Genomic DNA, 14,304 nt, shown 5'->3' on the forward strand with positions numbered 1-14,304 from the left:
GACCCTTGCCTCACCGAAACCCGCGATCAACATGTTGTGGGTGGAAGTGTGTGCGTGTGTTCTTTGAGAACTCAATAGTGTGTCGATGAATGTCAGTGCCAATAATGATTATTGGTTCCAGCCTTCGCGTACCCCCCGGTCGTGGGAGGTTGGACATTGAAAACAACAGCGAATCTTATTTGCTGGTGTTTGACTTTGCTAGGTTTTCGGACTCTAGTTAGATATTTCTGATTACACCTTTCGGGGTGTGGTTGAGAGTCTTCAACGGAGAGTTTGATTCTGGCTCAGGACGAACGCTAGCGGCGTGCTTAACACATGCAAGTCGAGCGGTAAGGCCCTTCGGGGTACACGAGCGGCGAACGGGTGAGTAACACGTGGGTGATCTGCCTTGCACTTCGGGATAAGCCTGGGAAACTGGGTCTAATACCGGATATGACCATGGGATGCATGTTCTGTGGTGGAAAGATTTATCGGTGCGAGATGGGCCCGCGGCCTATCAGCTTGTTGGTGGGGTAATGGCCTACCAAGGCGACGACGGGTAGCCGACCTGAGAGGGTGACCGGCCACACTGGGACTGAGACACGGCCCAGACTCCTACGGGAGGCAGCAGTGGGGAATATTGCACAATGGGCGAAAGCCTGATGCAGCGACGCCGCGTGCGGGATGACGGCCTTCGGGTTGTAAACCGCTTTTGACAGGGACGAAGCGAAAGTGACTGTACCTGTAGAATAAGGACCGGCCAACTACGTGCCAGCAGCCGCGGTAATACGTAGGGTCCGAGCGTTGTCCGGAATTACTGGGCGTAAAGAGCTTGTAGGCGGTTCGTCGCGTCGTTTGTGAAAACTTGGGGCTCAACCTTAAGCTTGCAGGCGATACGGGCGGACTAGAGTACTTCAGGGGAGACTGGAATTCCTGGTGTAGCGGTGAAATGCGCAGATATCAGGAGGAACACCGGTGGCGAAGGCGGGTCTCTGGGAAGTAACTGACGCTGAGAAGCGAAAGCGTGGGTAGCGAACAGGATTAGATACCCTGGTAGTCCACGCCGTAAACGGTGGGTACTAGGTGTGGGGCTCCTTCCACGGACTCCGTGCCGTAGCTAACGCATTAAGTACCCCGCCTGGGGAGTACGGCCGCAAGGCTAAAACTCAAAGAAATTGACGGGGGCCCGCACAAGCGGCGGAGCATGTGGATTAATTCGATGCAACGCGAAGAACCTTACCTGGGTTTGACATACACCGGAAACCTGCAGAGATGTAGGCCCCCTTGTGGTCGGTGTACAGGTGGTGCATGGCTGTCGTCAGCTCGTGTCGTGAGATGTTGGGTTAAGTCCCGCAACGAGCGCAACCCTTATCTTATGTTGCCAGCGCGTAATGGCGGGGACTCGTGAGAGACTGCCGGGGTCAACTCGGAGGAAGGTGGGGACGACGTCAAGTCATCATGCCCCTTATGTCCAGGGCTTCACACATGCTACAATGGCCGGTACAGAGGGCTGCGATACCGTGAGGTGGAGCGAATCCCTTAAAGCCGGTCTCAGTTCGGATCGGGGTCTGCAACTCGACCCCGTGAAGTTGGAGTCGCTAGTAATCGCAGATCAGCAACGCTGCGGTGAATACGTTCCCGGGCCTTGTACACACCGCCCGTCACGTCATGAAAGTCGGTAACACCCGAAGCCGGTGGCCTAACCCTTGTGGAGGGAGCCGTCGAAGGTGGGATCGGCGATTGGGACGAAGTCGTAACAAGGTAGCCGTACCGGAAGGTGCGGCTGGATCACCTCCTTTCTAAGGAGCACTTCTACGTGAACTCTTCGAAGAGTCGAATGAGGGCGCGTCAGAGACCGTTTAGTTCCCATTCGTGGAACTGCGGACGCTCATGGGTGGAACGCTGACGAACTCATCGCACTCGGTGGAAGCAATGTCTTTCACTGCGGTGATATACCGACACGCTATTGGGTCCTGAAAGAACACGCGAATGTGTTTTTTCACGGCAAAACAAACGATCTGGGAGAGTTTTCCTCGAAACCGCTGGCGGGTGACCGCTGGGTAGGTCTGGGTACGGAACTTTCTCGGGTGTGTTGTTTGAGAACTGCACAGTGGACGCGAGCATCTTTGTTAGTAAGTGTTTAAGAGCGTACGGTGGATGCCTTGGCACCAGGAGCCGATGAAGGACGTAGGAGGCTGCGATAAGCCTCGGGGAGCTGTCAACCGAGCTGAGATCCGAGGATTTCCGAATGGGGAAACCCAGCACGAGTGATGTCGTGTTACCCGCCACTGAATATATAGGTGGTGTGGAGGGAACGTGGGGAAGTGAAACATCTCAGTACCCACAGGAAGAGAAAACAACAGTGATTCCGTGAGTAGTGGCGAGCGAAAGCGGATGAGGCTAAACCAGTTAGATGTGATAGACGGCAGTCGTTGTCTAGCTGGGGTAGTGGGATCATTCTTCTCAACTCTGCCGAGTTGAGCAACAGTAAGAAACCAAGTGGTTAGTTGAAGTGGTCTGGAACGGCCTGCCATAGACGGTGATAGTCCGGTAAACGAAAACTTCTTGGCTGTTGTGGATGTCTCCCGAGTAGCAGCGGGCCCGTGAAATCTGCTGTGAATCTGCCGGGACCACCCGGTAAGCCTGAATACTCCCTGGTGACCGATAGCGGACTAGTACCGTGAGGGAAAGGTGAAAAGTACCCCGGGAGGGGAGTGAAATAGTACCTGAAACCGTGCGCTTACAATCCGTCAAAGCCTTCGTACTTTCGAGTGTGTGGGGTGATGGCGTGCCTTTTGAAGAATGAGCCTGCGAGTCATCGGTGTGTGGCGAGGTTAACCCGTGTGGGGTAGCCGTAGCGAAAGCGAGTCCGAATAGGGCGCCCAATAGTCGCACATTATGGACCCGAAGCGGAGTGATCTACCCATGGCCAGGGTGAAGCGACGGTAAGACGTCGTGGAGGCCCGAACCCACTTAGGTTGAAAACTGAGGGGATGAGCTGTGGGTAGGGGTGAAAGGCCAATCAAACTCCGTGATAGCTGGTTCTCCCCGAAATGCATTTAGGTGCAGCGTCACGTGTTTCACGCCGGAGGTAGAGCTACTGGATGGCCTAGGGGGCCTACAAGCTTACCGAAGTCAGCCAAACTCCGAATGCCGGTGTGTGAGAGCGTGGCAGTGAGACTGCGGGGGATAAGCTTCGTAGTCGAGAGGGAAACAGCCCAGATCGCCGGCTAAGGCCCCTAAGCGTGTACTAAGTGGAAAAGGATGTGGGGTCGCTTAGACAACCAGGAGGTTGGCTTAGAAGCAGCCACCCTTGAAAGAGTGCGTAATAGCTCACTGGTCAAGTGATCCTGCGCCGACAATGTAGCGGGGCTCAAGTACACCGCCGAAGCCGCGGCATTCACGCAATAGCCCGTCCCAGCTGTAGTGGTTGGGGCCAGGTGTGTGGATGGGTAGGGGAGCGTCCTGTGGCCGTGGAAGCAGCAGTGTGAACTAGCTGTGGAGGCCATGGGAGTGAGAATGCAGGCATGAGTAGCGAAAGACGAGTGAGAAACTCGTCCGCCGAATGACCAAGGGTTCCTGGGCCAGGTTAATCCGCCCAGGGTGAGTCGGGACCTAAGGCGAGGCCGACAGGCGTAGTCGATGGACAACGGGTTGATATTCCCGTACCCGTGTATCCGCGCCCAATGCTGAATCAGTTGTGCTAAGTATCCAAATGTTGTCTTACCGAGCCTTCGGGTGAGGGGGATGATGGCTGCATATGACCCTGACTGTAGTAGGTAAGCGATGGGGTGACGCAGGAAGGTAGCTGGGCCAGGTGATGGAATACCTGGTGTAAGCGTGTAGGGAGTGTGATAGGCAAATCCGTCACACATGTGTCCTGAGACGTGATGCGTACCCGTTGAGGGGAATTCAGTGATCCTATGCTGCCGAGAAAAGCCTCTAGCGAGCTGGTACATGGCCCGTACCCCAAACCGACACAGGTGGTCAGGTAGAGAATACTAAGGCGATCGAGAGAACTGTGGTTAAGGAACTCGGCAAAATGCCCCCGTAACTTCGGGAGAAGGGGGACCACATCTGGTGATGATCTTTACGGTCTGAGCTGGGTGGGGTCGCAGAGACCAGAGAGAAGCGACTGTTTACTAAAAACACAGGTCCGTGCGAAGTCGTAAGACGATGTATACGGACTGACGCCTGCCCGGTGCCGGAAGGTTAAGAGGACCGGTTAGCCACTTGTGGCGAAGCTGAGAATTTAAGCCCCGGTAAACGGCGGTGGTAACTATAACCATCCTAAGGTAGCGAAATTCCTTGTCGGGTAAGTTCCGACCTGCACGAATGGCGTAACGACTTCTCTGCTGTCTCAACCACAGACTCGGCGAAATTGCATTACGAGTAAAGATGCTCGTTACGCGCGGCAGGACGAAAAGACCCCGGGACCTTCACTATAGCTTGGTATTGGTGTTCGGTACGGTTTGTGTAGGATAGGTGGGAGACTGTGAAGCGGGCACGCTAGTGTTTGTGGAGTCGTCGTTGAAATACCACTCTGATCGTATTGGACTTCTAACCTCGGACCATGATCTGGTTCAGGGACAGTGCCTGGTGGGTAGTTTAACTGGGGCGGTTGCCTCCTAAAATGTAACGGAGGCGCCCAAAGGTTCCCTCAGCCTGGTTGGCAATCAGGTGTTGAGTGCAAGTGCACAAGGGAGCTTGACTGTGAGACTGACAGGTCGAGCAGGGACGAAAGTCGGGACTAGTGATCCGGCACCGGCAAGTGGAAGCGGTGTCGCTCAACGGATAAAAGGTACCCCGGGGATAACAGGCTGATCTTCCCCAAGAGTCCATATCGACGGGATGGTTTGGCACCTCGATGTCGGCTCGTCGCATCCTGGGGCTGGAGTAGGTCCCAAGGGTTGGGCTGTTCGCCCATTAAAGCGGCACGCGAGCTGGGTTTAGAACGTCGTGAGACAGTTCGGTCTCTATCCGCCGCGCGCGTTAGAAACTTGAGGAAGGCTGTCCCTAGTACGAGAGGACCGGGACGGACGAACCTCTGGTGTGCCAGTTGTTCCGCCAGGAGCACTGCTGGTTGGCTACGTTCGGAAGGGATAACCGCTGAAAGCATCTAAGCGGGAAGCCTGTTCCAAGATGAGGTTTCTCTCCACCTTGAGTGGTTAAGGCCCCCTACAGACCATGGGGTTGATAGGCCGGAACTGGAAGCCAGGTAACTGGTGTAGGTGACTGGTACTAATAGGCCGAGGGCTTATTATCGAAGGTGTTACGCGTCCACTGTGCGGTTTCTGAAACAACACACGACATGGCAGCAAACCCGTTTGGGGAGCGCTGTTGTGGTTGGTTTCATAGTGTTACGGCGGTTATAGCGGTGGGGAAACGCCCGGTCCCATTCCGAACCCGGAAGCTAAGGCCACCTGCGCCGATGGTACTGCACTCGACAGGGTGTGGGAGAGTAGGACACCGCCGGAACATCGTTGCGAAAGGCCCTCCAGCATTGCTGGAGGGCCTTTTTGCGTTTCCGGGTAGCTGATTTTCGGGTGTATGGGTAGCTTGCCGGGTGCGTTCGTCCCGAGCCGGCTGTGTGTCGCTGGTGCGCTGGTCGAGGTCTCGCGCGCCTCCGTCCGGCGGCACGCCCGCAGGGCGGAACAGAACTTACGACATTTCACAAAACCCGGGTGGCTGGGGTCGGTTTCCGTCACCATGATGCCACGTCGCTTCGGGAGGTCATCATGGACTGGCTCTTCACTCACAACACTCTGCGTCGTGGCGCGGTGGCACTGGTGCTGCCCGCCGCTCTGATCGGTGCGATCGCCTCCGGCGGCCCGGCCGCCGCGGCCCCGGCACCTGAGCCGCTGGCCGGAGTCTCCGACCAGGTCACCACCGGACTGCTCGGCGCGGCGGAATCCGTTGCGGGCATGGCCGGTGTCGATCTTCCCGACACCTACGGACCCGAGACGGCGATCGTCGTGCTCGGCTACGGGTTGCTGCCCGACGGCACCATGCGCGCGGAGCTGAGCAACCGTCTCCATGCGGCACTGATTCAGGCGTTCATGTCGCCGGCCTCCCCGGTGATCGTCACCGGCGGGAACCCACGCAACGGGATCACCGAGGCGCAGGTGATGACCGACTGGCTGGTGGTCCGCGGGCTGGCGAGGGACCGGATTCACGCGGAGACCGAGGCCGGCTCGACCGTGCAGAACGCGAAGTTCTCGGCGCGGATGATGGAGGCGCTCGGCGCGCACAAGGCCGTGCTCATCACCTCGGCCGATCACATGCGCCGGGCGCTGGAGAACTTCCTCGACGCGGGTGTCCCGGTGGTGGCGACCATGACACCGGATGTCGCTCCGCTGTGGGCCAAACCGTTCGGCGCGCACGGATAGTCGGTAGCCGCGCCGATGTCGCTCGGGCCGTCTACGATTCCCCTGGCGCCGCCGTGGGTACGGACGGCACCGGTGGAATCGATGGACAGGGGAATACGATGAACAGGCCTGCGTGGGCACCGGATGGCGTCGATATGGAGCAACCGAGCCCCGCTCGGATGTATGACGCGTTGCTGGGCGGCTCGCACAATTTCGCGGTCGATCGACTGGCGGCCGAGGCGGCGATCACGATGGTCCCCGACTTGCCGCGACTTGCCCTGAGCAACCGGGCCTTCCTGCGGCGGGCGGTGCGTTTCATGCTCGACGCCGGAATCCGGCAGTTCCTTGACATCGGGTCGGGCATCCCCACCGCGGGCAATGTGCACGAGATCGTGCACGAGATCGAACCGACGGCGCGCGTGCTCTACGTCGACATCGATCCGGTCGCCGTTGCCCATTCCCGGACCATCCTGCTCGGTCGGGAGCGGGCAGGCGCGATCGAGGCCGATCTGCGCGAGTCCGACGATCTGCTCGATGCGGTGCGCGCGACCGGGCTGATCGATCTCGACGAGCCGGTCGGGCTGCTGTTGATCGCGGTGCTGCACCTGGTCGCCGATGCCGATGATCCGGTCGGCAAGGTGGCCGCGCTGCGTGACGCCGTCGCTCCGGGCAGTTTCGTAGCCATTTCACATCTGACCTCCGAGCTGCGGCCGGAGGACGCCGGTAAGCTGGGGGCGCACTCCGCGAAAGAGACCAGGATCGGCATCCAGTTCCGGCCCAAGGACGCGATCGTCGAGTTGTTCCAAGGATGGGATGTGATCACTCCCGGCGTCGTCGAGCTGCCGCTGTGGCGGCCGGAGTCCGATCGGGATCAACACGAGCAGCCGGGCCGTTCACTCGGTCTGGCCGGGGTCGGTCGTAAGGGCTGAGCCGCGGCACGGCGGTGCGATCGAGGACAGGGTGGATGAGCAGTGGGGTCGTGGGAGTTGGCGCAGCGGTGGGCCGGAGCCCTCGACGGCGTCGTAGCTCCCACGCTCACCCGCACCCAGATCGAGGAGATGCTCGCCGCGCTGTGCACGGGCCTGATCGATGCCGCTCGTGGCGGTGACGATCCCGACGTCGCGCGCCAGGCCGCCCGGATGCTGGTGGCGGTCAACTACCGTGACCCCGCGGCAGTGAGTCGCTCGGTGCGGGTGATCTGCGAAGATCTGGTCGTCGCGGCCGCCGATGGACCGGCCGACCCGGCGCTACCGGAGATCAGGGGCCGAGCCGTCGGGCTGGCCGCCGACTTCGCCGCCGGTTTCACCGCTGCGCTCCGCTCGGCCGCGCTGGCCGAGCATGAGGCGACGTTGGCCGCCACGCTCGCCGCGGCGCGCGAAGCCGAGAGCCGCCGGGCACTGTCGGAGGCTCGGTTCGAAGCGGTGTTCGACGGAGCACTGGTCGGTATCGGCACCGTCGACATGACCGGCCGGGTGGTGAACTGCAATGCCATCATGGCCGAGATGCTCGGTCAGACCCCGGAAACGATGCCGGGCCGTACCGTGGCCGATATTCTCGGACCGGACAACCTCAACTACGCGTTCGAGCAGTTGCAGCTGATGGTCGCCGGGGAGTCCGACAGCTTCCGGACCGAGACCGAACATGTGCGCACCGACGGCCGGACCACCGCGATCGACCTGTCGATGTCGGCGGTGCGTGATACCGAGGGCAGCATCCAGTTCCTGATCGGCGTCGCGGTCGATGTCACCGAGCGCAAACAGCTCGCCGACCGGCTGTGGCACGAGGCCAACCACGACGCGCTCACCGGACTGCCGAACCGCCCGCACCTGTTCAGCCGGCTCACGTGCGCCGGGCCGCCGATCGGGGTCTGCTACCTGGATCTGGACGGTTTCAAGGAGATCAACGACCTGTGGGGGCATTCGGTCGGTGACCGGGTTTTGCGGGTGGTCGCCGACCGGATGCGCGAGGCGTTGCGGCCCACCGGCGCGCTGGCCGCCCGAATCGGTGGGGACGAGTTCCTTGTCCTGATCGAGAACTGTTCAGGGGAAACGCAATTGGTGGACCTGGCCGACGAGCTGCTGGCCGCGCTCACCGCACCGCTCGAAATGGACGGGCACATGCTCGCGGTGGGGGTGAGCATCGGGGTGGCCTTCTTCGAGGAATTGCCCACTGACACAGACGAATTGGTGCATGCTGCCGACGCGGCGATGTACCGGAAGAAGAACGACGCGCGTCGCGATCCGGCCCGGTGACGATGCGGCCGGAACGCGAACCGCGCTCAGACCGGCTGGTGTTCGCGAGCAGCCGCGCGCGCCAGTGACCGGTCGCGCTGCTCCTCGAAACGCAGGACGTCTTCGCGGAGTCGGTCGAGGAAGGCCGCCAGATCCTCGCGTGCCCGCTCGCCCCGCGCGGTGAAGTCGTTGCGCTCGAAGATGTTCCACTTGCGCAGCACCGGCAGCAGGACTTCCTCGAGGTGCTGGCGCAGGTCGTAGATGCCGTGCTTGGCCATCAGCACCCCGTTGCGCCGCCAGCCCGGCATCCCGGCGCCGGGCATCTGGAAGCCCTGCACGATCGTGCTGATCGCCTCGATGGTCTGATCGGGCGCGAGCTCGAGCGCCGCCGCGCACAGATTGCGGTAGAAGATCATGTGCAGGTTCTCGTCGGCGGCGATGCGGGCCAGCATGCGGTCGGCGATCGGGTCGTCGCAGACCCGGCCGGTGTTGCGGTGGCTGACCCGGGTGGCCAGCTCCTGGAAGGTCACATACGCGACGGAGAACAGGAAACCGGCGCCGGAGGCGATCTCGATCTCGCGGCCGCGCGATTTCTCGTCCACGACCGCCATCGCCGAGTAGCCGTTGGTCATGTGGATCATCCGCGCCTGTTCCAGCGCGACGGGATCGACGCCGCGGGTGACGACGAGGTAGTCGCGCATGACGATGCCATGGCGGTTCTCCTCGGCGGTCCAGCGGCCTACCCAGGTTCCCCAGGCGCCGTCCTTGGAGAAGTTCTCGGAGATCTCGCGGTGATAGGAGGGCAGGTTGTCCTCGGTGAGCAGGTTGGTGATCATCGCCGCCTTTGCGAGTTCGCTGAGTGCGGATTGCTCAGGGTCCCAATCGATTCCGCCCATAGCGGCGAAATTGCGGCCCTGCTCCCACGGTATGTAGTCGTGCGGATGCCAGTCCTTGGCCATCGCCAGATGACGATCGACGTTGCTCGCGGCGATGCCCTCGAGCTCGATGAGCAGTTCCAGTTGGGTCAGGTTCCTGGCCACGCTCGTTGCCCTTTCCTGTCGGTGAAAAGCGAGAGTTGCGTCGGTCCGGTAGTGTTGCCCGTCGTCGCCGGTGCTCAGGTCGATCGCGACCCACCGACAATAGCCCCGGCGCATTGCGCGTCTCGCGCCGAGTGCATATACGCTCCACCAGTTCAGCTCCATCAGCGGTTCCCGATCCAGTCGTGGCATAGCTAGAGAGAGTGAGCGAAATTTATGACGGACATCGTGGTCACGAGCCTGGCGGCGACCACGTCGATCGCGGGCGACGTCGACTCGACCTGGAAGGGTCTGCTCAACGGCGAGAGCGGGATCGACGTTCTGGAGGATTCCTTCATCGATGATTTCGACCTGCCGGTGCGGATCGGTGGGCACCTGAAGGTTTCCCCGGCAGCGTCGCTCACCCGCGAAGAGGCGCGCAGGCTGTCTTATGTCGAGCAGATGGCCGTGGCTCTCGGCCGCGAGGTCTGGCGCAACGCGGGCAGTCCCGAGGTCGATCGCGACCGGCTCGGCGTCTCGATCGGCACGGGACTCGGCGGCGCCGAATCGCTGATCTACGCCCGCGACAAGCTCAGCAACGGCGGATATCGCAAGGTGTCGCCGCTGACCGTGCAAGCCATCATGCCCAATGGTCCCGCCGCCTGCGTTGGGATCGAATTGCGTGCGCGCGCGGGGGTTTCCACGCCGGTGTCGGCCTGTTCGTCGGGCTCGGAGGCGATCGCCAACGCCTGGCGGATGATCGTGATGGGTGATGCCGACATGGTGGTGACCGGCGGGGTCGAGGGGTCGATCCAGGCGGTGCCGATCGCCGCGTTCACCCAGATGCGTGCCATGAGCACCCGCAACTCCGATCCCAAGGCGGCTTCACGGCCGTTCGACGCCGACCGCGATGGCTTCGTCTTCGGCGAGGCGGGGGCGATGATGGTGATCGAGACCGAGGAGCACGCCAAGGCGCGTGGCGCCACGATCCACGCGCGGCTGCTCGGCGCGGGCGTCACCTCCGATGGATTCCACCTCGTCGCACCGGACCCTGAGGGCACCGGCGCGGCACGGGCCATGACGCGGGCGATCCAGACCGGTGGGATCAGCCGTGCCGACGTCACCCACATCAACGCCCACGCCACCGCGACCCCGATCGGCGACACCGCCGAGGCCAACGCCATCGCCAAGGCGATCGGTTCGCATGCCTCGGTGTACGCGCCGAAATCGGCGCTCGGGCATTCGATCGGCGCGGTGGGTGCGCTCGAGTCGGTGCTGACGGTGCTCAGCGTGCGCGACAGCATCGTCCCGCCCACCCTGAACCTGGAAAACCAGGACCCCGAGATCGATCTCGATGTCGTCTCCGGGCAGGCTCGCCGCGGCCAGATCGACTACGCGGTGAACAACTCCTTCGGATTCGGCGGGCACAACGTGGCCATCGCCTTCGGTCGGTATTGACCACGATCGCCTTCGGCGGCGCCTACTAGGTCATTGCACGAGATCAGCCTCTCGGCGAGGCATTGTGCGTTGAAAAGGATAGGGAATGATCGGCGAGACTTTCGACGACTATGTGGACGAACAGGGCGCGATCCGGATTCCCGGTGACCAGACCTTGATCGACTTCGTCGACAAACACAGCGAGGCCAACGGCGACGACCTGGCCTATCGCTTCATCGACTATTCGCGGGAACGTGAGGGGGAATACCAGGAACTGACCTGGCGCGAATTCGGGGTCAGGCTGCGTGCGGTGGCCGCGCGCCTGCAGCAGGTGACCAAGCCCGGCGACCGGGTCGCGGTGCTCGCGCCCCAGGGCCTCGACTACGTCGTCGCGCTGTTCGCGGCGGTATATGCGGGCAATGTGGCTGTGCCACTGTTCGATCCGGAGGAGCAGGGCCACAGTGACCGGCTGCACGCGGTGCTCGGCGACTGCGATCCGGCGGCGGTGCTCACCGTCGGCAGCGCGGCCGCGGGTGTGCGCAACTTCTTCCGCGAGCAGCCTGCCGGGCAGCGGCCGAGAATCATTGCCGTCGAAGCGATTCCGGATGCGGTCGGGACGCGCTGGCGCAGGCCCGACATCAATGTCGACAGCGTGGCCTATCTGCAGTACACCTCGGGATCGACCAGGGTGCCGGCCGGCGTGGAGATCACCCACCGTTCCGTCGGCACCAATCTGCTGCAGATGATCGACGCCATCGGTATCACCGAGAACGCGCGCGGGGTCACCTGGCTGCCGCTGTTCCACGACATGGGCCTGCTCACGGTGATCCTGCCGACCATCGGCGGCAAGTTCATCACCATCATGTCGCCGAGCGCGTTCGTGCGCAGGCCGTCGCGCTGGATCAAGGAACTGGCCGCGCAGGCCGACGGCGCCGAGATCTATTCGGCGGCACCGAACTTCGCGTTCGAGCATGCCGCGGTGCGCGGGCTGCCCAAGCGGGACGAGTCGCTGGATCTGTCGAATGTGATCGGCCTGATCAACGGCAGCGAGCCGGTGTCGGTGGCCTCGATGCGCAAGTTCAACGAGGCGTTCGCGCCGTACGGGTTGTCGAAGACCGCGATCAAGCCCTGCTACGGGATGGCCGAGGCGACGCTGTTCGTCTCCGCGACCAGGCGCGATGACGAGGCGCGGGTGGTCTATGTCGACCGCGGGCAGCTCAACGAGGGCCGGATGGTCGAGGTCGACGAGCACGCGGCGAACGCGGTCGCACAGGTCTCCTGTGGGTATGTGGCGCGCTCGCAGTGGGCTGTCGTTGTCGATCCGGAGACCGGCGTCGAACGTCGTGAGGGCGAGGTCGGCGAGATCTGGCTACACGGTGACAACATGGGCATCGGTTACTGGGGGCGCGCGGCGGAGACCGCGGAGACCTTCCACAACCGGGTGAGCGCCCGTAATCCGGTGGGCAGTCGTGCCGAGGGCGCACCCGATGACGCGAAGTGGATGCGCACCGGCGATTTCGGCGCCTATCACGACGGCGAGCTGTTCATCACCGGCCGGGTCAAGGACCTGGTGATCGTCGACGGACGCAACCACTACCCGCAGGATCTCGAGTACTCCGCGCAGGAGGCGAGCACCGCGCTGCGGCCCGGGTTCGTCGCGGCGTTCTCGGTACAGGCGGGGCAGTTGCCCGCCCCGGTGCTGGCGGCCAGCGGCTGTACCGACGACATGGCCGAGCAGTTGGTGGTGGTGGCCGAGCGGGGGACGGGCGCGGCGAAACTCGAGCCGGGGCCGATCGTGGACACGGTGCGGGCGGCGATCGCGCGGCGGCACGGTGTCACGGTGCGCGATCTGCTGCTCGTGCCCGCCGGGTCCATTCCGCGCACGTCGAGCGGCAAGATCGCCCGGCGGGCCTGCAAGGCCGCGTATCTGGACGGCACGCTGCGCGGTGGCCACCGCCAGCAGGACTACCCGGACGCGCCGGAGGGCTGAGTGGGGTGAAAACGGTTCGGCCATCGACTATTCGGGGTGGCCGAACCGTTCTCGTCAGTGCACGCAGGGGACCGGGCTGTCGAGGGACGTCGACAGCGGCCGGCGTGTGTCGGGGAGCGGTTGTTGCTCGGCCGGAATCACGGGTTCGGTTGTGGGCGCGAGGTTCTGGCCGAAGGCCGTGCGGACTTCCTGCCGGATCGCGGCGGGATCGATGATGTTGACGTCCTGGCCGTCGATCACGTCGAAACGCACCACCGGCAAGGTGCGGAACTCGACCGGTACCGATCCGGCGGCGCCGAGATCGCGGACGAAGTCGAACAGATTCCAGCCGTCGGACAGCACCACATTGCGATGCGCCGCGTCCATCAGTGCCGAGAGCTTGCTCAGGTTGGTGAGTGTGCCGGACTCGTCGAGCGACTTGGCGACCGAGGCGAGGAAGGCTTGCTGGCGACGGGTGCGGTCGAGGTCGCCTTCGCGCAGGCCGTGGCGTTGCCGCACGAAGGCCAGCGCCTGGGCGCCGTCGAGATGCTGTGGTCCTGCGGGGAAGACGGCGCCGGAGTACTCCCTGTCGTCCACCGCGTTCTCGAGACACACGTCGACCCCACCGACCGCGGTCGCCAGATCGTAGAAGCCGGCGAGGGAGATCTCGGCGAACCGATCGATCGGCACTCCGACGAGATCGCGCACGGTGGTGACGATGGCGGCGCGCCCCGCCTCGCGGCCGCGGCGTTCCAGCGCCACCGGATCGGTCTCGCCCCGGCCGATCAATGCCGCCTGCACCGCCGCCTTCTTCAGCCCGTATGCCTCTTTGATCTTGATCTGCTCGTAGCCAGGGACACCGACTGCCCGCACGTAGTTGTCGCGGGGGATGGAGAACGCGACGATCTTGTCCAGCTCGGCCGGAATGTGCAGCAGGATCAGGGTATTGGCGTTGTAGCCGCCCTCGGTGCCGTCGCCCGCGTGTAGTTGGTCGAGGATGTGCGCGGGTAGGTCGTTGCCGTCGAGATCCTTACGGGTGTCGAGGCCGATCAACAGGATGTTGACGTCACCACCGCGCGAGCGCGGCGCGTCGATCTCGAGCGCCGTGGAGTGGGTGATGCCGGCATCGAAGCCCTGGATGGCAGACCAGGCCAGACCGGTGCCCGAGAGGACGGCCAGCGCGATCGTCGCCACCAACATCCTGATCAGAATCAACCCGCCACGGCGCAGGAGCGCGCCGTGGCGGCGACGCCGGTCCGGCGTGATCGGCCGGCCGACGCGTTGTGGTCCGGGCATCGGGTGCG

General features: G+C 62.9%; 7 protein-coding genes and 3 rRNA genes. 8 read left to right on the forward strand and 2 right to left on the reverse strand.

Annotation, left to right across the window (positions count from 1 at the left end):
• The first annotated feature begins 261 nt into the window (after window positions 1-261).
• The 6 genes from BOX37_RS05430 (at window position 262) to BOX37_RS05455 (ending at window position 8,599) form a co-directional block, all read left to right on the forward strand.
• Window positions 262-1,778: ribosomal RNA gene (locus tag BOX37_RS05430) — 16S ribosomal RNA — on the forward strand.
• A gap of 331 nt (window positions 1,779-2,109) precedes the next feature.
• A 23S ribosomal RNA gene (locus BOX37_RS05435) occupies window positions 2,110-5,244 on the forward strand.
• A 96-nt stretch (window positions 5,245-5,340) separates the two neighbouring features.
• Window positions 5,341-5,457, forward strand: a 5S ribosomal RNA gene (gene rrf, locus BOX37_RS05440).
• Together the 16S, 23S and 5S rRNA genes form the textbook arrangement of a ribosomal RNA operon.
• 260 nt (window positions 5,458-5,717) lie before the next feature.
• Entirely contained in the window at window positions 5,718-6,368 is a 651-nt protein-coding gene (locus tag BOX37_RS05445) for a YdcF family protein (protein ID WP_071926677.1), read from the forward strand.
• A gap of 98 nt (window positions 6,369-6,466) precedes the next feature.
• Window positions 6,467-7,276 (forward strand): SAM-dependent methyltransferase, encoded by an 810-nt coding sequence (locus BOX37_RS05450; RefSeq protein WP_071926678.1) that lies wholly within the window; start codon window positions 6,467-6,469, stop codon window positions 7,274-7,276.
• Between the two features lie 42 nt (window positions 7,277-7,318).
• The gene (locus BOX37_RS05455; protein ID WP_071926679.1) at window positions 7,319-8,599 is read left to right on the forward strand and encodes a sensor domain-containing diguanylate cyclase; all 1,281 of its coding nucleotides are present in this window, start codon (window positions 7,319-7,321) and stop codon (window positions 8,597-8,599) included.
• A 26-nt stretch (window positions 8,600-8,625) separates the two neighbouring features.
• Here BOX37_RS05455 and BOX37_RS05460 read toward each other — a convergent pair whose 3' ends face one another.
• Window positions 8,626-9,618, reverse strand: coding sequence for an acyl-ACP desaturase (locus BOX37_RS05460; RefSeq protein WP_071926680.1), 993 nt, complete (start codon window positions 9,616-9,618; stop codon window positions 8,626-8,628).
• Window positions 9,619-9,831: 213 nt separating this feature from the next.
• Here BOX37_RS05460 and BOX37_RS05465 point away from each other — a divergent pair, with 213 nt between their 5' ends.
• Entirely contained in the window at window positions 9,832-11,052 is a 1,221-nt protein-coding gene (locus tag BOX37_RS05465; RefSeq protein WP_071926681.1) for a KasA/KasB family beta-ketoacyl-ACP synthase, read from the forward strand.
• 85 nt (window positions 11,053-11,137) lie between these two features.
• A complete protein-coding gene (gene fadD32 / locus BOX37_RS05470; RefSeq protein ID WP_071926682.1) occupies window positions 11,138-13,021 on the forward strand; it encodes a long-chain-fatty-acid--AMP ligase FadD32 in 1,884 nt (627 codons plus the stop codon).
• Window positions 13,022-13,075: 54 nt separating this feature from the next.
• Here fadD32 and BOX37_RS05475 read toward each other — a convergent pair whose 3' ends face one another.
• On the reverse strand, window positions 13,076-14,296 hold the full coding sequence (locus BOX37_RS05475; RefSeq protein WP_156910270.1) for an LCP family protein: 1,221 nt from the start codon (window positions 14,294-14,296) through the stop codon (window positions 13,076-13,078).
• Between the last annotated feature and the right edge of the window lie 8 nt (window positions 14,297-14,304).

It is taken from the genome of Nocardia mangyaensis (assembly GCF_001886715.1).
Taxonomy (GTDB): Bacteria; Actinomycetota; Actinomycetes; order Mycobacteriales; family Mycobacteriaceae; genus Nocardia; species Nocardia mangyaensis.